This is a genomic window from Erwinia sp. GW821-FHT03D09 (assembly GCF_059420805.1).
The window spans coordinates 15,993-37,536 of record NZ_JBWKUK010000016.1 but is presented as its reverse complement, the minus strand read 5'-3'; the positions used below and the strand labels follow the sequence as shown (position 1 = coordinate 37,536).

Here is a 21,544-nt window from a genome sequence, read left to right as displayed (position 1 = left end):
ATTTTGTCTTTCTGTGCGTGGTATTCACATTTTATTTAAATTGGTCCGACCATATTATGGAGTTCTGACAGGGAAGGCAGGAACGGCTGCATGAGCCAGGAGCAGGAGATCGCGATGGAGTTATCCGCAGGAATAACGGGCAGCCAGACCACCCGTTATATGCAGAGATTTAAAACACGACTTAGAACGACATAGTGACACCGGCGTAATACGCACGGCCCGGTTCGTTATAGGTCGATGCGCCGTCGTTGGCGCGGTACAGCTGTTTATCCAGCAGGTTGCTGACGCCGCCGTTGAGGCGCAGATCTTTGGTCAGCTCGTAGTTGAGGCTGATGCCAACCACCGAATAGGCACCGATTTCAGTGCTGGACATCCCTTCCACTTCCAGTCGGGTTTCACTGTACTCACGCGGCTTCTGACGGCCATACATCGTCCAGTTCACGGCGGTGGATAGCTTCTCGGTCACCTGATAATCCAGCATGGTGTTGATGGTGTATTTCGGAATAATCGACAGCGGGTTGCCGGTTTCCTTGCTCTTCGACTCCATCATATAGGTAGCGTTGGTGCGCCAGTCGAGCACGTCACGCAGTAGTGGCACGGTCAGGTTGGCTTCCAGCCCCTCTACCAGCGCCTTACCGCCATTTTCCCACTGCAGTACGTTATAGCCGCTGGTGGTGGTGCCAATAATGTCGGTACCGGCGACGATTTTGTTTTTGTAATCGTTGCGGAACCAGGTGATACCCGCAGAGTAACCCTCGGCGGCGAACTCCAGCCCCAGCTCTTTGTTCACGCTAACTTCGGCATCCAGATCGGTGTTACCCAACAGATAGCAGCTGCCGCTGGAGATGGTCTTCGGACAACCGTTGCCGCGCGTGCCCAGCAGATAGCCTTCGCTGGACTGATACAGGTTCGGCGCTTTAAACACTCGGGCGATACCTGCTTTAACTTTGAAGAACTCGCCGAGATCCTGCGACAGGTTCAGGCCAGGGCTCCAGTTATTACCGAACTGGCTGTGGTGATCGAAGCGCAGACCGGGGATCAGGAAGGTGCCTATCCACGGTTCGATGTTGTCTTCAAAGTAGACGGCCGCGGTGGTAGCGCTGTTTTTGGCGTTACGCTCGTCCGGATTGCCCGATACGCCGCCAACGGCCACGCCGCTGGCATCGGTGGCGCTAATCGAGGCCGGGTCGTTCAGCTCTTCACGGTTCCACTCCGCGCCGAGGGTGACGGTTTGCGATAACCACTGCTCAATCGGGATATTCACTTCGCCGCTGGTGCGGTAATTTTCCAGGCGGCTGGTGCTGAACTCGTCGCTGTTAATCATCCCCTCAACGCGGCCGGAGGAGCCTTCGTTCAGACGCGTGTTGTTGGTCTTCTCATAGGCGGCGGTGAATTTTGAGGTGCCCCATTCCCAGAAGCCATTGTGGGTCAGGCCGTACGTCTGGCGGTACAGGCGATTGGTTTCAGATCCGTACAGCGAGTCCACCAGGCCATTCGGGCTGAGGTTGCCGTTGCTGTACTGCGTGTCTCCGGCGTAGATATTGCCCTGGCGGCTGTAGCCGTAATCGAAATCAACGATTTGCGACGGCGTCAGTTTCCAGGAGAGCAGGGCGTTAATGTCTTTGTTACGCACGCCTTCACGACCGGCGGCGTAGGAGCCGTTCTGTGCGTTGTTGATATCGGCGGCGTCGGCGTCGGTTTTGTTGATATTACCGTACAGACGCATGGTCAACACATCACCGGCCAGCGGGCCGCTGAGGTTAAAGTTGGCGCGTTTGGTATCGCCCTCTTTGCCGTCTTCCGGCTGGTTGGTGAACAGGGAAAGCGAACCGCGCCAGTCTTTGGTCGGGCGCTTGGTGTAGATATTGATGACCCCGCCCGCTGCGCCGGAGCCGTAACGCGCCGCCGCCGGGCCGCGCAGCACTTCAATGCGATCAACCAGCTCGACCGGCACCCAGTTGGTGTCGCCGCGCGTGTCGCGTTCGCCTTTCCAGCTGTAGCGCACCGAACTGCGGGAATTGACCGGTACGCCATCGATCAGGATCAGCGTGTTTTCCGGGCCCATGCCGCGAATATCGATCTGTCGGTTGTTGCCGCGGCTGCCGTTGGCGCTGTTGCCGGTCAGATTGACGCCGGGCATTTTGCGGATGATGTCTGAGAGGTCGTTGACCGGTGGGCTTTTGGCAATATCGTCGGCGGTGATAATTGAAACGCCGGGCTGCTGTTTCAGTTCCTGTTCAGCGGTTTTCTGAACCGTCATCACGGCGTCGCTGTCGTTAGTTTCTGCGTCTTCCGCTGCACTGGCGTCGATCACCATTAAACCGGTAAGAAGCAGAGCCAGAGGGTGAATCCGAAAACGTCCATATCTGTTCATCAAATAATCTCAAATTGTGGATGATTGTAAGATGATGTGTATGATAACGAGAATTGTTATCATTTAAAGGTTTGTCAGGACGAATTCACAATATCTCCACAATTGGTGGCTTTTGTCAGTTTTTATCTGCGAAATGCCAGTAAATGCGGATTTTTCAGCTCGTTAAGTGTCATTTTCGTCTTTACATTCCGCGAAATTGTGCAGATTTTGTGTAGAACTCTGGCTTTAGCACGATGTGTTGATCTTAAACACTACACATTTCAGTCTTTTGCCGTTATTATCCCGCAACAAATTTAATACGAATAGTTCTCATTTATATCAGTTTTCTGATTCTCAGGAGAGAGAAAATGCGTTTCCCTCAGGCCATTACGTCATCTCTGTTTGCGCTGTCCCTGGTTTGTTCACCCGCTGCGTTTGCTGCCACTGAAGGCTCAACGGTCAGCATCGTTCATGCCCAGGGCACCACGGCGGTACCGAAAAATCCACAGCGTGTTGTGGTGCTGAGCCCGGCCGCGCTGGATATTACCGATGTGCTTGGCGTGAAAGTGATTGGCGTACCGAAAACCAGCGCCCACTACCCGGCGTACCTGGCAAAATATAATGGCCAGGACTATTTGGATGCCGGTACGCTGTTTGAGCCAAACTTTGAAGCTCTGAGCAACGCCAAACCTGACCTGATTATTGCCGGTGCCCGCGCGCGTGATGCCTACGGCAAACTGAGTGAAATTGCACCGACTATCTCTCCCGATCTCGACCCGCATAACTTCCTCGCGAGCATGACCGAACGCACCGAGCAACTGGGTGAAATCTTTGGCAAGCAGGAGAAAGCCAAAGAGGTGCTGGCCGCGTTTAACGCCCAGATCGCCGACGTTCGTAAAGAGTCCGCCAATGCCGGTAGCGCGATGATGCTGATGGTCAACGGCGGCAAGCTCAGCGCCTACTCACCGGGTTCCCGCTTCGGTTTTATCTATGATGTACTGGGCTTCAAACCGGCCACCAACTTTGCGGAAACCGGCAACCACGGCAACTCGGTATCACCCGAGTTCGTGATGGAAGCTAACCCGGAGTGGCTGTTCGTGCTGGATCGCGATAGCGCGATTGGCCGTAAAGAGGGCAGCTCGGCACAGCAGGTGCTGGATAACCCGCTGGTGCGCAAAACCAACGCCTGGAAAAAGCAGCAGGTGGTTTACCTGGATTCCGGCTCGCTGTATATCGCCGGTGGTCTGCAAAGCTACAGCCTGTTGATGACCCAGGTGAAGCAGGTACTGGATAAGTCGAAAACCCAGCCGTAAATGAAATCTTTCGCCTTTACCGCAGGCCTGGCATTATTGCTGGGCCTTACTGTTTTTAGCCTGTTTGTGGGCGTCAGCCGCGTTACCCTGGTCAGTCTGTGGACCGATCCCGAGATGCGCGAGATCCTGCTTATCAGTCGTTTCCCCCGTACTGCCGCGCTGCTGCTGGCGGGTAGCGCCATGAGCGTTGCCGGCCTGATTATGCAGATGCTGACGCAGAACCGCTTTGTCGAACCCTCCGTTGCCGGCACCACCCAGTCGGCCAGCCTCGGCCTGCTGCTGGTGATGATCGTCAGCCCCGCCGCGCCGATTATGCTGAAGATGGGCGTGGCCTCGCTGTTTGCGCTGTTCGGCACCGCGCTGTTTATGCTGCTGATTAACCGTATCCGGATGAAATCGTCGCTGATGGTGCCGCTGGCGGGCATTATGCTCGGTGCGGTGTTTAGCGCGGTCACCACCTTCCTGGCAATGAAGTTCGATTTGCTGCAGGCGCTGGGTGCCTGGGAGTCCGGTGATTTTTCCAGCGTGATGCAGGGCCGTTACGAGCTGCTGTGGGGCGTGGGGATTATTACCCTGCTGGCCGCGCTGATCGCCGACCGCTTTACCGTGGCGGGTATGGGGCGCGACTTCTCGGTGAATATTGGCCTGCGCTACCAGCAGACCATGCTGATCGGCATGGCGATGATCGCCCTGATCAGCGGCGTGGTGATCGTGGTGGTGGGCGTGCTGCCGTTCCTCGGCTTAATCGTGCCGAATATCGTCAGCCTGGCGCTGGGCGATAATCTGCGGCGCACCGTACCCTGGGTAGCGCTGCTGGGGGCGATGCTGGTCCTCGCCTGCGATATCATCGGCCGCCTGATTATCCATCCGTTTGAAATTCCCGTCAGCGCGCTGCTCGGCGTGCTGGGCGCGGTTATTTTCCTCGTGCTGATTGTGAGGTCAAAACGCCGTGTACACTGAGAATTCAACGTCCAGCCGGTTCACGCCGGGCCGCCGCCTGCTGCTGCTGAGCGCGCTGGTACTGGTGCTGATGGCAATCTTTATAACCATCCAGCTCCACGGCAATATCGCCTACATCCTCAAGCACCGCGGGCAGATTCTGGCGACGATGGTGCTGGTGGCGTTTGCGTCCGGCATCGGTACGCTGCTGTTCCAGACGGTGACGCAGAACCGCATTCTGACACCATCGGTGATGGGGCTGGAGTCGCTGTTTGTCTTGCTGCAAACCGTGCTGATCTTCGCGCTGGATGTCGGCGGTCTGAGCATGCTCGGCAGCGTGGGCCGCTTCCTGGCGGAAGGGACGCTGCTGGTGACGTTCGCCACGCTACTGTATCGCTGGCTGCTGAGCGGCTCCGGGATGGATCTGCACCGCGTGCTGCTGATTGGTCTGGTGTGCGGCACGCTGTTCCGCAGTGCCTCCGGGTTGATGCAGCGGCTGATGTCGCCCGGCGAGTTTGCCGTGCTGCAAAGCCGGATCTTTGCCACCTTTACCCGCGCTGACGGTGGTGTGCTGATAGTCTGCGCGCTGATTGTCGCGCTGGTGTCGCTGCTGGTCTGGCGGATGCGCCACCGGCTGGACGTGATCGCGCTGGGGGCTAATTCCGCCACCGCGCTGGGCGTGGCGTATCGCCGCAACGTGACCGGCATTCTGCTGCTGGTGGCGTTGCTGGTCGCTACCTCGACCGCGCTGGTCGGGCCGATGATGTTCCTCGGCCTGCTGATCGTCAACCTGACCTATCCGCTGATCGGTTCCTGGCGGCATCACTATCTGCTACCCGGCAGCGTGCTGATCGGCATGGTCACGCTGATTGGCGGCCAGCTGGTGCTGGAGCGCCTGCTGGATATGGCTGGAACCCTGTCCGTGGTGATTGAATTTACCGGCGGCGCGCTGTTTATCTACCTGTTGCTGAAGAAGGCCAAAAAGTGATTGAAGTAAAAAATGTCAGTAAACACTATGACCAGCAGCCGGTCCTGCAGGATATCTGCGCCACACTGCCTTCCTCGGGCGTGACCTCGATTATCGGCCCCAACGGCGCGGGAAAATCCACGCTGCTGTCGGTGATCAGTCGCCTGTTGGTGACGGACAGCGGCAGCGTCAGCGTCGATGCGCTGGAGGTCAGCGATGCCAACAGCGAAAAGCTGGCGCAGGTGCTGTCGGTGTTGCGCCAGGAGAACCATTTTACCAGCCGCCTGACGGTGTACGATCTGGTCAGCTTTGGCCGTTATCCCTACAGCAAAGGGCGGCTGACCGCCGACGACCGCCGCCACGTTGACCAGGCGCTGGGTTTTCTGGATCTGATCCCGCTGCAAAACCGCTATCTGGACGAGCTTTCCGGCGGCCAGCGCCAGCGCGCCTTCGTGGCGATGGTGTTATGCCAGGACACCAAGTACGTGCTGCTGGATGAGCCGCTGAACAATCTGGATATGAAGCACAGCGTGGCGATGATGCGCCAGCTGCGCCGTGCGGCGGATGAGCTGGGTAAATCGATTGTGCTGGTGATCCACGATATCAACTTTGCTTCGGCGTGGTCGGACTACATTCTGGCGATGAAGAGCGGCAGGCTGGTGTTTCGCGGCACGCCGCAGGAAGTGATGGTGCCGCAGGTGATTGAGGATATCTTCGATCTGCCGGTCACCATCGAAGAGCTGAACGGCCAGCGCATCGCGGTGTACTACCGCTGATTGCGCCGGCGTCCGGTCATTACGCCAGCTTGATCAGCACCATACCGACCAGCAACAGTAGCAGTCCGGCCCAGCCCTTGCGATTCAGGCGCTGGCCGAACAGTACCCAGCCCGCGGCGACGGTAGCGACAATACCGAAGCCGCCCCACAGCGCGTAGGCCACCGACAGATCGATCCCCTTCACCGCCTGGGACAGCGCGCTGAATGCCGCCAGCACCGCGCCCAGCGACAGCACGCCGTAAATCTTACGCCGGAAGCCGTCGGACAGTTTCAGGAAGATATTGGCGACAATTTCCAGCACGATGGCACCCGCCAGCCACGCCGCGTGCACCCACTCAAACGCCTGCATGCTGCACCTCCACGGTTTTCTTCGCCGCGCGGGTCCCGGACTTAATTAGTGCGATACCGGCCACCAGCGTGGTCAGGCCGAGCAGCTTAGTCAGCGACAGCGACTCTTCAAACAGCAGCACGCTGAACAGGGTGATAAACAGAATGCCGATCCCTTCCCACATCGCATAGGCCACGCCAAGAGCGATTTTCTTAATCGAAAATGACAGGGTGATGTAGGAGAGGGCGATCATCAGCAGCATTAAAAAATAGCCGAGCAGATTACCGCTGACGCCGGACCACTTCATCAGCAGGGTGCCGGTAATTTCAAAGGCGATGGCCAGCGCCAGTAATAGCCAGTAAATCATGATGCATCTTCCGTAAGATGTGAATAGCGAGCCTGAAAGCGCGGATTAACCGACGCAGGCTGAAATTGAGCGGGCAGGTCTACGCACGGGGGGCGTAATGCCAAAAACGGAAGATCGGGACTAAAGCGCGTTGCGCCAGTGTTGTTCACCGGAAGGGGAGTGGGGGAAAGCGAGTACGACAGTGGGTGTAGAGCGTTCGTTTCTGAACTGATTGTCCATAATTTTTACAACTTATCCGCGCTGTTGCTTCTCATCGATGCGGAAAGGAAATTGTCCTCGGTAGTTAAACACCGGATATTTCTACCACAGGGCATGTTTTTTAGCTCGTCATTTGCAATTCTTTACGCTGCTTTTGGTGATAAATCCAGTTAATCAGGCCTTTTATCCGTATTTAACTGGCGTAATTGACTAGATGGTGCAGGGTTTACTGGCAGTAGCCAGCAAATATCACGCCTTTAGCGCTCATGGTGCTCTGCCAGCGGGCGGCGCTGGTGGCGAAGCGAACGTTGTTCACGCCGAACTTCGCCAGATTTGCCTGCGACCATGAGAACCATTTTTCCGGGAATTTCTGATGATAATCGGCCTGCTGCTGCGGGCACCAGGCGAGATCGCCATTGACGCCGATCTGCTGATAAAATTCCGCTTCCTGCTGCTTTAACGCCGTGAACACCGTTGAAGTCAACAGCTTTTCGTGTGTCTGCCCCTGGTCGTCTGACTCCAACGCGATTCCATCGGTCGGGCTGTGCAGGCTGCCGTGCCACAGCAGGTAGGCGTTTTGAGTAATGAACTTATTTTTTCCCGCAGGGAAGATATAGTTGGCGCAGGCGGAGGCACAAACGTTTCTGACTTCCACATCCATTTTGCGCTTGTGAATTTCACGGCCCATCTCCATCGCTTCTTTGGCATCGCCGCCGATGCTGTTGAACGAGACTTTTTCCACTCGCCGCATCTCCAGCTGGCGATGCAGCGCCTCGGCGGAGCCTTCAATGATTTTGCCGTCGAAGTAGAGTGTACCGTTACGCACCGCAATCGAGGGCGGGGAACGCAGCACGCTGTCGTCATCAATATCAATCGGCTGCCACGCGTCGGCGGAGGCAGAGAACAGTGAGGTAGCGGCGAAGATGAAGCCTGCCAGCCGCGTTTTAACCTGTGGGAGGGAGTGTATTACATCCATTTCGGTCCGGTTCCTTTATTTATCAATAGTCAAAGTATACATCCGGTCGGCGACCGGATGTATTTAATGACGTCAGCGGGCATCGCCCGTAAGTCCCTCGGCTTAACGGGCACCGCCGCCGGTGCTGCCCGATTTCCCTCTCCAATGAAAAAAAGTGACCGGTGCGATCGCGTTTTCCTGGCCTGCGGCAAAGAAACGTTTCGCTAATAGCGGTATTTTATTCCTCTTACCGGTTGTGGATGGCAGGGAATGTACGAGTTCAAGTTAGTTTTACTGCTGTTACAGCAGATGTGTGTTTTTCTGGTTATTGCCTGGCTGATGAGCAAAACCCGCCTTTTTATCCCGCTGATGCAGGTGCAGGTGACGGTGCGCCTGCCGCACAAACTGCTGTGCTACATCACCTTCTCCGTATTCTGCATTATGGGCACCTACTTTGGCCTGCACATCGAAGACTCTATCGCCAACACACGTGCGATTGGCGCGGTGATGGGCGGCCTGCTCGGTGGCCCGGTGGTCGGTGGGCTGGTCGGGCTGACCGGCGGTTTGCATCGTTATTCGATGGGCGGGATGACCGCGCTGAGCTGTATGGTTTCCACCATCACTGAAGGGCTGCTCGGTGGTCTGCTGCACAGCATTCTGATTAAGCGTGGGCGCATCGATAAGCTGTTTAATCCGCTGACCGCAGGTGCAATCACCTTTGTGGCCGAAGTGGTGCAGATGCTGATTATCCTGCTGATAGCCAGGCCATTTCAGGATGCCTTACACCTGGTGGGCAGCATCTCTGCGCCAATGGTGGTGACCAACACCCTCGGCGCGGCGATGTTTACGCGCATTCTGCTTGACCGGCGGGCAATGTTTGAAAAATATACCTCGGCGTTTTCCGCCACCGCGCTGAAGGTGGCCGCCTCGACCGAGGGGATTCTGCGCCAGGGGTTTAACGAAGAAAACAGCATGAGGGTGGCGCAGGTGCTGTACAAAGAGCTGGATATCAGCGCGGTGGCGATCACCGATCGGGAGAAGCTGCTGGCGTTTACCGGTATCGGCGACGATCACCATCTGCCCGGTAAACCGATCTCTTCCATCCACACCTGTCGCGCCATCGAAGGCGGTGAAGTGGTTTACGCCGACGGCAACGAAGTGCCGTACCGCTGTTCGCTGCATGCTAACTGCAAGCTGGCCTCCACGCTGGTGATCCCGCTGCGCGGCGAGAATCAGCGGGTGATTGGCACGATCAAGCTGTATGAGGCGCGTAACCGCCTGTTCAGCTCGATCAACCGCACGCTGGGGGAAGGGATTGCGCAGCTGCTGTCGGCGCAGATCCTGGCGGGGAAATACGAACGGCAGGAGGCCCTGCTGGCGCAGTCGGAGATCAAGCTGCTGCATGCGCAGGTTAATCCTCACTTTCTGTTTAACGCGCTGAATACGCTGAAGGCGGTGATCCGCCACGACGGCGACCGTGCCGGACAGCTGGTGCAGTATCTATCAACCTTTTTCCGCAAAAACCTCAAGCGACCCTCCGAGATTGTTACACTGGGCAATGAGATTGAGCACATCAACGCCTATCTGCAAATTGAGCTGGCGCGCTTCCAGTCGCAGCTGCGGGTAGAGATGCAGGTACCGGAAGCGCTGGCGCATCAGCATTTACCGGCTTTCACGCTACAGCCGATTGTGGAAAATGCCATTAAGCACGGCACTTCGCAGCTACTGGGCAGTGGGGCGATAACCATTCGTGCCCACAGTGAAGGGCAACACGTTATTGTCGAAGTAGAAGATAATGCCGGGCTGTATCAGCCGAAAAGCAGCGGCAATGGATTAGGCATGAGTCTGGTGGATAAGCGCCTGCGTGCGCGTTTTGGTGACGGCTACGGGCTGACGGTCAGCTGTGAACCGGACTGTTTTACCCGCGTGACGCTACGCCTGCCAATGGAGGAAACGGCATGTTAAGAGTGCTGATTGTGGATGATGAACCGCTGGCACGCGAGAACCTGCGCTTTCTGTTGCAGGACGAGGGCGACATTAAGATTGTCGGCGAATGCAGCAATGCCATTGAGGCGATTGGCGCGGTCAATAATCTGCGACCGGACGTACTGTTTCTGGATATTCAGATGCCGCGCATCAGCGGGCTGGAAATGGCCGGGATGCTCGATCGGCGGCATCGTCCCTATATCGTGTTTCTGACCGCCTTTGATGAGTACGCGATTCAGGCGTTTGAGGAACATGCCTTCGACTATCTGCTAAAGCCCATCGAGCAGCAGCGGCTGGGCAAGACGCTGGCGCGGCTGCGGCAGGAGCGGCAGGTGCAGGATACTTCTCTGCTGCCGGAGAACCAGCAGCCGCTAAAATACATCCCCTGTAGCGGCCACAGCCGCATCTGGCTGCTGCAAATGGATGAGGTGGCGTTCGTCAGCAGCCGAATGAGCTGCGTTTACGTCACCAGCCAGGACGGGAAAGAGGGATTCACCGAGCTGACGCTGCGCACGCTGGAAAGCCGCACGCCGCTGCTGCGCTGTCACCGCCAGTATCTGGTGAATATGACCCAACTGAAGGAAATCCGCCTGGAGGATAACGGCCAGGCGGAACTGTTGCTGCGCGACGGCCATACCGTGCCGGTAAGCCGCCGCTATCTGAAAAGTCTGAAGGAAGCGCTGGGGCTGTAGGCCAGCTGGCCTGCAGCCCGTTAAACGCGGGATTACATGTGTGCGGCAATCAGCTGCCGGTTGTCCTGATACATGGCAAACAGGTAGTTGTTGTAGCTCTGACCCCGGGTGGAGTAGCCCTTCAGCTTGTGGATCATCGCCGTTGCCGTCACTTCCTGATCCGCTTTGCGCAGCTGAGCACGGGACTTACGGAACGATGCGTAGGCCGCGTGGGTATTCAGGTTAGCCGCGTAAGCTGCGACTGACTCCTGAACGGAATCGTAACGCGAGTACCCCTTCACCTTGCCAGGACCGTTTTTACACGCCCCTTTCGCACATTTCATGCCGAAAAGGTTGTTGTTGCTGCGCGTCAGCTTCGAGGTACCCCAGCCGCTTTCCGCGGCCGCCATGGTGGCGACCATGCTGTCGGGGATAATATCCACGCGATCCAGCAGCGCGTTCCACGGTATACGGCGTGTATTGCCGGACCAGCTCACTTTATAGCGAGTGGCTATATCCTTCATGCGCGCACGCTCGGCGGGCGACCACTGGCTGGTGTACTGTTTACTGAGCAACCAGTTACGCTCGGCGGTAATCGCCGCGTTCTGGCTGGTGATATAAGGCATAACCGTCCGGAGAAACGCTTTTTTCCTTGGTGTTCCGGAAGGGTATTTTCGCAAATCAGGAAGTGAACTACTCTTTACACTATTGCGAGAATACTCTTGTTTACTGCTTGCCTGTTTCTTAACGCTGGTCTTGATGACATGGGCTTTGTGACTCGCTGTTTCTGCGTGCGTCTTTGCCAGCACGCCCCCTGAAAACATCAGGGTGAAAAACATGAGTATCGCTGCCCCAGGTCGTCGCTTGGGTATCGATATCATTAGCTCTCCTGGTCGAATGTAAGCATTCCAATCCTTTCGTTATGCGCTTTTTTGCCGGGTGAATCGAAAATTGTACCAAAAATAACCTCGCAGGGCACGTACAGAAATAGTCCAATTCCGAATTCATGTCATCATAAATCGGTTGAAAATTGCACAGATATTGATGTGGGTAATGTTTTCCGCCATGACGGACACGCCGAAAATGGTCTGTTTTCTCCTCCCTGCCTCTACTCCCTGTGGATTCGTAAAGGGGATGATCCACGCGCTCTGCCCTGGCAGCACACTGGGGAAAATCGCCATCACGGGGCTCTTTAATGAAACACTCAGCGTTACTTCTGATCTTGCTGCCCGGTATTGCCTGCGCCAGCTGGACAGCGTCTAACTTTTCTCCTTTGACCGACGACGGTACCGGCGTCTGGCGCAGCCAGGCCGCGCTGAAAAAAGGCGCGCAGCCGATAACTCTGAAGCAGGGGGAGCAGTGCTGGCAGCCGGCGAGCGACATCAGGCTTAATCAGATGCTCTCACTGAAACCCTGTAGCGGCAGCGTGCCACAGTGGCGAATTTTCCGCGACGGCGATTATCAGATGCAGCTGGATACCCGTTCCGGCACGCCTACGCTGCTGCTGAGCGTGAAAGGCGCGAGCGATGCGCCTGCCGCCGTGGCCCGCCAGTGCCCGGTGAGCAGTGGGAAACCGCTGACTATCCCCGTTGGGCAAACCTTTGCCGAAGGCAGCGTGGTGCGGGACTTTTACAGCCAGCAAACCGCCACCGTCCGGGACGGAAAAATTACCCTGCAGCCGGCGGCGGAAAGTAACGGACTCCTGCTACTGGAACCTGTGCAGAACCATGACGTCGCGCCCTTTCAGTGGCACAACGCCACGGTCTATTTCGTGCTGACTGACCGTTTTGCCAATGGCGATCCGTCAAACGATAACAGCTACGGACGGCATAAAGACGGCATGCAGGAGATCGGCACTTTTCACGGCGGCGATCTGAAAGGCCTGACCGGCAGGCTCGATTATTTGCAACAGTTGGGGGTTAACGCACTGTGGATCAGCTCGCCGCTGGAGCAGATCCACGGCTGGGTGGGCGGCGGCACAAAAGGTGATTTCCCGCACTATGCCTACCACGGCTATTACACTCAGGACTGGACGCGGCTGGATGCCAACATGGGCGATGAAAACGATCTGCGCACGCTGGTTGACGAAGCACACCGGCGCGGTATCCGCGTACTGCTTGACGTGGTGATGAATCATGTGGGCTACGCGACGCTGGCGGATATGCAAACTTATCAGTTCGGTGCGCTCTATCTGAACAATGAGGAACGCAGGAAGATCCTCGGTGAACGCTGGACCGACTGGAAACCCGCCGCAGGGCAGAACTGGCACAGCTTCAATGACTACATCAACTTCAGCGACAAAACCGCCTGGCAAAACTGGTGGGGAAAAAAGTGGATACGCACCGATATTGGTGATTATGACAACCCTGGATTTGGCGATCTGACCCTGCCGCTGGCCTTTTTGCCGGATCTGAAAACCGAATCCACCGAGCCTTCCGGGCGGCCGCTGTTTTATCGCCATAAGCCCGACACCGCCGCGCGGGAAATCGCCGGAGCCACGCCGCGCGATTACCTGACCCACTGGTTGAGTCAATGGGTGCGCGACTACGGCATCGACGGTTTCCGCGTGGATACTGCCAAACACGTGGAGCTGGAGGCCTGGCAGCAGCTGAAAACTCAGGCTTCGGAGGCGCTGGCGGCGTGGAAGCAGGCCAATCCGCAGAAAAAAATCGATGATGCGCCTTTCTGGATGACCGGTGAATCCTGGGGGCACGGCGTGATGCAAAGCGCCTTCTACCAGCACGGTTTCGACGCGATGATCAATTTTGATTACCAGGATCAGGCCGCCGGCGCGGCGGATTGTCTGGCGAATATGGATGGCGTCTGGCAGCAGATGGCGGAAAAACTGCAGGACTTCAACGTCCTGAGCTATCTCTCTTCGCACGATACCCACCTGTTCCGCGAAGGCGGTTCACGAACGGCAGAACTGCTGCTGCTGGCACCCGGCGCTGTACAGATCTTTTACGGTGATGAATCCGCACGCCCGTTTGGCCCGACCGGATCGGACCCGCTACAGGGAACGCGATCGGATATGAACTGGCAGGATCTGAATGGTAGCGCGGCGGCCAGCCTGCATCACTGGCAGCGGCTCGGGCAGTTTCGCGCCCGCCATCCGGCGCTGGGCGCGGGGAAACAGACCACGCTGACCCTGCCGCAGGGCTACGGTTTTGTACGTGAGCAGGGGGATGACAAAGTGATGGTGGTGTGGGCTGGCCGGGAAAAATAAGGCGTCTGTCAGGCCGTCAGGCCGTGATGCAGTGTCAGCTGGCCGGTAAGGGAAAGGCCGTGGAGGGGATACGCTGCCGTTGTGCGACGGCTAAACCACCCGGGTTCGCCGTCGCTTTCTGAACAGGATGAAATGGCTACTGTGCGGCAGGCGGGTTCACCTTCAGCCCGTCAAAGGCGCTTAGGATCTCTGCTTTCGGCAGATTCACACCGATAAACACCAGCGTGCTATGCGGCTGCTCGTCCGCTTCCCACGGGCGATCCCAGTCGGCGCTGTAGAGTCGCTGCACGCCCTGGAACAGCAGGCGGCACGGCTGGTCGGCGATCCACAGCATCCCCTTATAGCGCAGCAGGCTTTCGGCGAAGCTGCCCAGCAGGTTTTCCATAACCGCCGACACGTCTCCCAGCACCACCGGGTAGTCAAACTCCACCACGATCGACGAGATGGCGTTCTGCGCCTCGTGAATGCGCTGGAAACGGGGTTTCGCCACCACCACCTGCTCCTCCAGCATAAATCCGCGAGTATCAAACAGCAGGGCGAGATCGATCTGACCGTGGATCACCGGATAGATCGGCGCGCGGGCGTTGATGCGCTGAAGGCGTTCGGTCAGCGCCGCGTTATCGCCGGAGACGTCGGTTTTGCTGAGCAGAATGCGGTCCGCGTAGCCGATCTGCGACTGCGCCAGGCTGAACTGGTTTAACTGCTGGTCGGCATGCACCGCATCCACCAGGGTAATCACGCCGTCCAGCAGATAGCGCTCGCAGATAATTTCGTGGGAGAAGAAGGTTTGCAGGATCGGGCCGGGGTCCGCCATGCCGGTGCATTCAATCACCAGTCGGTCAAAGCTCAGGTCGCCGTTGTCCAGACCGTCGAGCAGATCCAGCAACGCATCCTCCAGTTCGTTGGCGCGGGTGCAGCAGATGCAGCCGTTGGTCAGGGTGGTAATCTGACTGGCGCGATCGCCAATCAGCAGGGTATCTACCGAGACTTCGCCGAACTCATTTTCAATCACGGCGATTTTGTAGTCCTGCTGTTCGTGCAGGATATGGCGCAGCAGGGTGGTTTTACCTGCGCCGAGGAAACCGGTTAAAACGGTGACTGCAATCGGGGTCATAATTGTTCCTGTTAACAGCAGCGCATTCCGCCTTTGCCGTCGCCGCCGTAGCGGGCCTGCTGGCGTTCGCGGAAAAATTCCTTATAGGTCATCACCGGTTTGTCCGGGTGATTGGTCTGCATATGCAGGACGTAGGTATCGTAATCGGGGATGCCTACCAGCATTCTTGCCGCCTGACCGAGGTATTTTTTTGCCGCGCCTAAGTTATCAAACATACGCCGCTCCTTAAGTGATCCCCCGCCTTCAGGCAGGAGACAGCCCCGCATCGCGGGGCCGAGATTCAGAGATTATCAGTGGCCGGAAGAGACTTTCACCCCTTCTTTCGGCACCGGGACATAAGGCGTTTCTTTGTCGGTGCGCTGGTCCGTCCGGCGCGCCTTCATCCACGCTTTAATGCCGTAGAAGATAATACTGTACACCACAATCAGGAATAGGATACTCAGTCCGGCGTTAGTGTAGTTGTTGATCACAATATGATGCATATTGTCGGTCTGCTGCTGGGTCAGCTCGGCACCGCCTGCCTGGATGCGCGCTTTATACTGCCCGGCCATATAGAAGAAGCCTTCCATCTGCGGGTTGTTGCTGAACAGTTTCAGGCCTAGCGCCCAGGTGGTGCAGATCAGCAGCCATACGGCTGGCAGCACGGTCACCCAGATGTATTTGGTGCGCTTCATTTTCACCAGTACCACGGTCGCCAGCACCAGCGCCACGGCGGCCAGCATCTGGTTAGAGATACCGAACAGCGGCCACAGGCTCTTCACGCCGCCCAGTGGGTCAACCACGCCCTGATACAGCAGGTAGCCCCACAGTCCCACGCAGCCCGCGGTACCGATAATTCCCGCCACCAGCGAGTCGGTTTTCTTCAGGAACGGCACGAAGTTACCCAGCAGATCCTGCAGCATAAAGCGGCCTGAACGGGTTCCGGCATCCAGCGCGGTCAGAATAAACAGCGCCTCAAACAGAATACCGAAATGATACCAGAATCCCATATCGGCGACAGGCACAATTTTGTGGAAGACGTGGGCGATACCGACCGCCAGCGTTGGCGCACCGCCGGCGCGGTTCAGCACCGAAGGCTCACCGATGTCCTTCGCCGTTTGCAGGATCTGATCCGGGGTAATCACAAAGCCCCAGGAGCTGACGGTTGCCGCCGCGTGCGCGGTAACGTCTCTCAGCTGCGCCATAATCATCGGCGCGTTTTCACCGCCCAGCTCGTGCAGGTTCGGCATCGTGATACCCAGACCGGCCGGCGGGGTGTTCATCGCGAAGTAGAGGCCCGGTTCGATAATCGACGCCGCTACCAGCGCCATCACCGCCACGAAGGACTCCATCAGCATGGCACCATAGCCGATAAAGCGCGCGTCGGTTTCGCAGGCCAGCAGCTTCGGCGTGGTGCCGGAAGCGATCAGCGCGTGGAAGCCGGACACCGCGCCGCAGGCGATGGTAATAAACAGGAACGGGAACAGCGCCCCTTTCCACAGCGGCCCGGTACCATCGATATACTGGGTGATGGCCGGCATTTTCAGCTCAGGATTAAGGATCACGATACCGATGGCCAGGCCGACGATCACCCCGATTTTCAGGAAGGTGGCCAGATAGTCACGCGGGGCCAGAATCAGCCACACCGGCAGCAGAGCGGAAACAAACGCGTAGCCGATCAGCGTAAAAGTAATGGTGGTGTCTTTGAAGGTCAGCGCCGGACCCCAGTACGGGTCGTGCGCAATCACGCCGCCGTAGTAAATGGAGGCCACCAGAAGCACGATACCGATCACCGACACTTCACCCACGTGGCCGGGCCGCAGGTAGCGCATGTAGATGCCCATAAACAGCGCGATCGGTACCGTCGAGCAGACGGTGAACACGCCCCACGGGCTTTCCGCCAGCGCCTTAACGACGATCAGCGCCAGCACGGCGAGGATAATAATCATAATCAGGAAGCAGCCGAACAGCGCAATGGTGCCGGGAACCGGACCCATCTCTTCTTTGATCATCTCGCCAAGCGAGGCGCCGTTGCGGCGGGAAGAGATAAACAGCACCATAAAGTCCTGCACCGCACCGGCCAGCACGACGCCCGCCAGCAGCCACAGCACGCCGGGCAGGTAGCCCATCTGTGCGGCGAGCACCGGACCGACCAGCGGACCTGCACCGGCAATCGCGGCAAAGTGGTGGCCGAACAGCACGTTGCGGTTAGTCGGCACATAGTTCAGGCCGTCGTTATTGATCACCGCCGGCGTGGAGCGCGTCGGATCGAGCTTCATCACCTTCTGGGCGATATACAGGCTGTAGTAGCGGTAGGCGACAAGATAGACCGACACGGAAGCGACGACGATCCACAGCGCACTGATGTGCTCGCCGCGCCGCAGGGCGACAACGGCCAGACAGCATGCCCCGATGATTCCAAGAATCATCCAGGGGATATGCTTGAATAATGAGTTTTTATTCATAGGAAACCTGGTTTTTATAATTGACGAAAACGATCTCAGCATCCCGGCTGAGCCTCTGAGTTTTTATCGAAGGGCACAAAATCATGCTGGATATATGGTGGCAATTTTTCCCCCTTAGCGGTGGAAAGAGTGGTTAAGCGGTCATATGCAGCAGCGAGCGGTTGCTTGAGGGGCTGAGCGGTTTCGCCATGAAGCTAACCCACTGAATTCTGTGATACAGATCTCGCTGACGGCGTGGGCTGCGGGGTTTCATGCGGATGTCACCGGCAAGTGCTAATCTGAGCAACGTTGCGAAGCGACGGTAACTGGCTTAAGGTGATGTTTATCAAAGATATGTTTAATCTGGCATGGGGATGGCTGGCGATGGAAAACGGTACAGATATTGTTTATCGGGTGAATTATCCAATCACTTCGCAGCAGTTTATCGATCTGCTGAGTGAAACCTCGTTAGGCGCAAGAAGGCCGCTGGCGGATGATGAGCGGATTGCGCAGATGCTCAAGCATGCCAACCTGACGGTGACCGCATGGCAGGGGGAGGTGTTGGTGGGTGTTGCCCGTTCACTGACGGATTTCACCTTCTGCTGTTATCTGTCCGATCTGGCCATATCCGAAAAGGTGCAGAAGGGCGGCATTGGCAAAGCGCTGATTGCCGAAACCTGCCGCCAGCTTGACGCTGCCTGCCGGCTGATCCTGCTGGCCGCACCGCTGGCCGAAGGCTATTATCCGAAAATTGGTCTGGAGCAGCACCACAGTGCCTGGACTATTAAAGCCGGGGAGTTTCCCGGCTAAGTTCGTACTACTCTTCAGGATGATAATGCGTGATTTTGCGGAAAAGGAACCGAGAGTGAAACAAAAAAACAGAGTGATGGCATGGGTGCTGGCAGCAGGCGGTGCGGCGTTATTCAGCCAGTGGGCGCAGGCTTCGTCAGATATGGGAAACTGCCCGTGGAGTGCTAAGGGATGTCTGATCAGCAGCCCGCCGGTGCTCGATATTGGTAACGACACGCGCGATAACCTGCTGCGACTGCTGGGTGAGAAAAAAGCCTTTGTGCTGCCGGTGCTGCCCGATTCCATCGATGTTGTTCACAGTCGTAACTACTACTTTGCGCCGCATTTATCAGAATGGTATGACCATATGCAGGATGAGGCTGCGCAGGAGACGTCGGTGGCCGAGCTTCCGCTATATATGCAGGCCCGTCAGATCGGCGTTGACGATGCGCTGCTGGAGAGCTTCCGCCAGCAGAACGACGGCCTGGAAGATCGCCACGTGTCCAACACGCTCGGTTCCGTCGAGCAGTTCTACCGCGCGCTGCTGGCGGATACGTCGATCACCCCGGAACAGCGCCAGTCGCTGGCGCTGGCGCGGCTGAAGGTTAACGGCAGCGCAGAGGCGCAGGCGGCGATCGCAGCGCTGACCCTGCCGGAAAATTCCACTGCCGCGCTATTTCAGCACTATCTGCTGGCGGCAAATCAGTTCTATGCCGGGGACTATCCTGCTGCGGCCGCCGGCTTCACCGTACTCGGCGACAGCCAGCAGCCGTGGCTGGCTGAAACGGCAGCCTATATGCTGATGCGTACCAGTCTGAACCGCAGCAGCGCCAGCGCCAGCGGTATGTACGGTGATTTTGATGTGAAAAACATTGATAAAACCGCCGCGACGGAAGCACTGAATCAGGCGCAAACCTATCTGCAAAAATGGCCGAACGGGGCATATGCCGAGTCTGCACGCGGCATGCTGCGCCGCATCAACTGGTATCTTGAGGGCTGGGACTCGCTGGCGCAGGAGTCCGAGCAGGCGCTGAAAAAGGCGGGCAGCGTTGAGGCGCTGACATCGCTGGTGGCGGAAATCGATGACAAGTTGTTGAGTAAAGATCTGACCCGCAACGAGGCCTGGTTCCTCAGCGCGCCGGATGCCCCGCTGCTGACCTTTACCCAGACGCTGCGCCTGATGCGCAGTACGGAATGCGATGGCAAAATCCCCTGCGTTGACCGGGCGTATCTTGAGCAGATCAAACCGATTTTCGACAACGGCCAGCAGCTGCCGCTGTGGCACTATCTGACGCTGCTGCTGGCGGAACAGAAACAGGATTACGCCACGGTGCTCGGCGCAATTAAACCGGCTGAATCCCTACCCGATCATGACATTCTGGCCTTCAGCAATCAGGTGCTGTACGGCGACGTGCTGATGGATCAAAAAAACTGGGATGCCGCTCGCCAGCACTGGTTGCATCTGCTCACGATAGCCAAAGATAAAGAGCAGCAGCAGATGCTACAGGCGATGCTGGCGGCCACGCTGGTCAGCAGCGGCCACCCTGAGCAGATTTTTGCGGCGGGCAGTCAGGTCACAAACCTGCGCTACCGCTCGCTGGTGTTAAAGAAGCTGGCTACGCCCGATCTGCTGCGCCAGCAGGTGAAAGAGGGCGCAAGTAGCGAAGAGAAAACTATCGCCCTGCACACCCTGCTGATGAAAGACCTGATCGCCGGGCGCTACGGCGACTGGCTACAGGATAAAACGCTGGCCAGTCACATCACGCAGACGCTGGCAGACAACAGTTTTTCCGATGTCGATCTGACAGTGTTTAACTGGGCGGGTGAAAAAGCCGAGCCGGGATATCACTGCGCTTCACTGGAGCAAACGGTAAATACGCTTAATGCCCGCTCCGATGATGCCCATGCGCTGAACTGCCTCGGCGAATTTTTCCGCACCACGCAGGCGAAGGTGGACAGCTGGCCGGAACAGGACGGAACTCTGGCCCTGGGTGCCGCCGTGGGCGAGGGGAGCGGCGGCGCGCCCGATCGCCAGACGTACTACACGCAGGTGATGCAGAATCCGCGCGCGGAACCGGAAGATAAAAGCTTCGCGCTGTACCGTGCAGTGATGTGCTATGCGCCGTCGGGCTATAACGACTGCGGCGGCAAAGAGGTTGAACCGGCGGTGCGTAAAGCCTGGTTTAACCGATTGAAAGCGGACTACCGGGGCGGGCCATGGGCGCAGCGGCTCAAATATTACTGGTAATAATGCTGTGCAGCCTGGCGGCCTTCGGCAGTGTCAGCGCGAACGATTGTGCTGATGCCGGTGAGGAAAATCCAGGTGCCGTTGCGAATAATAACGCGGGCGTGATTCGCGCTGATGGTCGCCCAAATAAACCTCTCGCTGCCAGCACCAGCTCGACTGGAATCGTTGTTTCATCCGCCGATAGCTATCGCGTACGTGCCGCCGATCATCGTGCATTCTGGCTGTGGTCCGGGGTCGGCAGCTCGGAGGACATGCGCAGGGCAGAGGTGGTCTATCTGCACCAGGGTGAAGTGAATCTGTATCGCGGCAGGCCGGTATTCGAACGGGTGGGGCTGCCGGTCAGCAAGCTGACCTTTCCCCGCATCTGGCTAACCGTGCGTTTAACCACGCTGGAGATGCCGGATGACATCGCGGCAAGAATTATCGGCCTGATGGCGCGCTGGAGCCGCAGTGGTAATCACGTTGTCGGCCTGCAAATCGACTTTGATGCCGCAACGCGCCGCCTGGGGGACTACGCGCAGTTTCTGACCACGCTGCGGGAAAAGCTGCCGCGAGAGTACGCTCTTGGCGTCACCGGGCTGCTTGACTGGGCCAGTACCGGAGATATCGCCACGTTGAATCGCCTGCCGGTGGATGAGCTGGTAGTACAGACCTATCAGGGGCGGCACAGCGTGCAGAATTATGCCCGCTATCTGCCCGCGCTAAGGAAGCTGGAAATCCCTTTCCGTATCGGGCTGGTGCAGCATGGCGAATGGGAGCCACGCTATGAGCGCGAACTTTCCGCCTCACCCCGGTATCGCGGAACCGTGGTGTTTATGCTGCGCCCCAGTCGATAAATTGTAGCGAGAATTTCTCTCCCCACTGCGCTTTATCGTTCCTGAACGTTTTAAG

19 protein-coding genes are annotated in these 21,544 nt (G+C 57.5%); 10 read left to right on the top strand and 9 right to left on the bottom strand.

The window, feature by feature from the left end:
- Window positions 1-181: 181 nt before the first annotated feature.
- On the bottom strand, window positions 182-2,374 hold the full coding sequence (locus AC07U6_RS16325; RefSeq protein WP_494763800.1) for a TonB-dependent siderophore receptor: 2,193 nt from the start codon (window positions 2,372-2,374) through the stop codon (window positions 182-184).
- Window positions 2,375-2,721: 347 nt separating this feature from the next.
- Here AC07U6_RS16325 and AC07U6_RS16320 point away from each other — a divergent pair, with 347 nt between their 5' ends.
- From AC07U6_RS16320 to AC07U6_RS16305, 4 genes are all read left to right on the top strand, one after another.
- Window positions 2,722-3,666, top strand: coding sequence for a siderophore ABC transporter substrate-binding protein (locus AC07U6_RS16320; RefSeq protein WP_494763799.1), 945 nt, complete (start codon window positions 2,722-2,724; stop codon window positions 3,664-3,666).
- Window positions 3,667-4,626, top strand: coding sequence for an ABC transporter permease (locus AC07U6_RS16315; RefSeq protein ID WP_494763798.1), 960 nt, complete (start codon window positions 3,667-3,669; stop codon window positions 4,624-4,626). It abuts the gene before it with no gap.
- Window positions 4,627-4,696: 70 nt separating this feature from the next.
- The gene (locus tag AC07U6_RS16310) at window positions 4,697-5,593 is read left to right on the top strand and encodes an iron chelate uptake ABC transporter family permease subunit (RefSeq protein ID WP_494764552.1); all 897 of its coding nucleotides are present in this window, start codon (window positions 4,697-4,699) and stop codon (window positions 5,591-5,593) included.
- A complete protein-coding gene (locus AC07U6_RS16305) occupies window positions 5,590-6,348 on the top strand; it encodes an iron ABC transporter ATP-binding protein (protein WP_494763797.1) in 759 nt (252 codons plus the stop codon). Before AC07U6_RS16310 ends, AC07U6_RS16305 begins: the two co-directional genes overlap by 4 nt.
- Before the next feature lie 19 nt (window positions 6,349-6,367).
- On the opposite strand, the gene mdtI is transcribed toward AC07U6_RS16305, so the two are convergent.
- The 4 genes from mdtI to AC07U6_RS16285 all read right to left on the bottom strand — a co-directional run bounded on the left by mdtI (window position 6,368) and on the right by AC07U6_RS16285 (window position 8,217).
- The gene (gene mdtI, locus AC07U6_RS16300) at window positions 6,368-6,697 is read right to left on the bottom strand and encodes a multidrug/spermidine efflux SMR transporter subunit MdtI (protein ID WP_123331244.1); all 330 of its coding nucleotides are present in this window, start codon (window positions 6,695-6,697) and stop codon (window positions 6,368-6,370) included.
- A complete protein-coding gene (gene mdtJ / locus AC07U6_RS16295; RefSeq protein ID WP_494764551.1) occupies window positions 6,684-7,046 on the bottom strand; it encodes a multidrug/spermidine efflux SMR transporter subunit MdtJ in 363 nt (120 codons plus the stop codon). Before mdtJ ends, mdtI begins: the two co-directional genes overlap by 14 nt.
- A 117-nt stretch (window positions 7,047-7,163) precedes the next feature.
- Window positions 7,164-7,262 (bottom strand): protein YdgV, encoded by a 99-nt coding sequence (locus AC07U6_RS16290; RefSeq protein ID WP_494763796.1) that lies wholly within the window; start codon window positions 7,260-7,262, stop codon window positions 7,164-7,166.
- A 205-nt stretch (window positions 7,263-7,467) separates the two neighbouring features.
- Complete coding sequence (locus AC07U6_RS16285; protein WP_494763795.1) at window positions 7,468-8,217, bottom strand: hypothetical protein; 750 nt, start codon at window positions 8,215-8,217, stop codon at window positions 7,468-7,470.
- A gap of 249 nt (window positions 8,218-8,466) precedes the next feature.
- Between AC07U6_RS16285 and AC07U6_RS16280 the strand changes: the two genes are divergently transcribed.
- On the top strand, window positions 8,467-10,161 hold the full coding sequence (locus AC07U6_RS16280; RefSeq protein WP_494763794.1) for a LytS/YhcK type 5TM receptor domain-containing protein: 1,695 nt from the start codon (window positions 8,467-8,469) through the stop codon (window positions 10,159-10,161).
- Complete coding sequence (gene btsR, locus AC07U6_RS16275; RefSeq protein ID WP_494763793.1) at window positions 10,155-10,874, top strand: two-component system response regulator BtsR; 720 nt, start codon at window positions 10,155-10,157, stop codon at window positions 10,872-10,874. The genes AC07U6_RS16280 and btsR overlap by 7 nt, the downstream gene beginning before the upstream one ends.
- Before the next feature lie 32 nt (window positions 10,875-10,906).
- Here the strand turns inward: btsR and AC07U6_RS16270 are convergent, their stop codons facing one another.
- A complete protein-coding gene (locus tag AC07U6_RS16270) occupies window positions 10,907-11,734 on the bottom strand; it encodes a protein bax (protein WP_494763792.1) in 828 nt (275 codons plus the stop codon).
- A 314-nt stretch (window positions 11,735-12,048) separates the two neighbouring features.
- Between AC07U6_RS16270 and AC07U6_RS16265 the strand changes: the two genes are divergently transcribed.
- A complete protein-coding gene (locus AC07U6_RS16265) occupies window positions 12,049-14,079 on the top strand; it encodes an alpha-amylase (protein WP_494763791.1) in 2,031 nt (676 codons plus the stop codon).
- A 136-nt stretch (window positions 14,080-14,215) separates the two neighbouring features.
- Here AC07U6_RS16265 and yjiA read toward each other — a convergent pair whose 3' ends face one another.
- The 3 genes from yjiA to AC07U6_RS16250 form a co-directional block, all read right to left on the bottom strand.
- Window positions 14,216-15,193: a GTPase gene (gene yjiA, locus AC07U6_RS16260; RefSeq protein ID WP_494763790.1), complete on the bottom strand. Its 978-nt coding sequence runs from the start codon at window positions 15,191-15,193 to the stop codon at window positions 14,216-14,218.
- Window positions 15,194-15,204: 11 nt separating this feature from the next.
- A complete protein-coding gene (locus AC07U6_RS16255; RefSeq protein ID WP_105592421.1) occupies window positions 15,205-15,408 on the bottom strand; it encodes a YbdD/YjiX family protein in 204 nt (67 codons plus the stop codon).
- Between the two features lie 75 nt (window positions 15,409-15,483).
- Window positions 15,484-17,637 carry a carbon starvation CstA family protein gene (locus AC07U6_RS16250; protein WP_494763789.1) on the bottom strand — a complete coding sequence of 718 codons (2,154 nt, stop codon included), beginning with the start codon at window positions 17,635-17,637 and terminating at the stop codon, window positions 15,484-15,486.
- A 363-nt stretch (window positions 17,638-18,000) separates the two neighbouring features.
- Between AC07U6_RS16250 and AC07U6_RS16245 the strand changes: the two genes are divergently transcribed.
- From AC07U6_RS16245 to AC07U6_RS16235, 3 genes are read left to right on the top strand one after another with little or no spacing between them, the layout of a single operon-like run.
- A complete protein-coding gene (locus AC07U6_RS16245; protein WP_494764550.1) occupies window positions 18,001-18,426 on the top strand; it encodes a GNAT family N-acetyltransferase in 426 nt (141 codons plus the stop codon).
- Between the two features lie 55 nt (window positions 18,427-18,481).
- On the top strand, window positions 18,482-20,653 hold the full coding sequence (locus tag AC07U6_RS16240) for a PA5441 family protein (protein WP_494763788.1): 2,172 nt from the start codon (window positions 18,482-18,484) through the stop codon (window positions 20,651-20,653).
- Window positions 20,623-21,489: a DUF3142 domain-containing protein gene (locus AC07U6_RS16235; protein WP_494763787.1), complete on the top strand. Its 867-nt coding sequence runs from the start codon at window positions 20,623-20,625 to the stop codon at window positions 21,487-21,489. Before AC07U6_RS16240 ends, AC07U6_RS16235 begins: the two co-directional genes overlap by 31 nt.
- The last annotated feature ends 55 nt before the right edge of the window (window positions 21,490-21,544 follow it).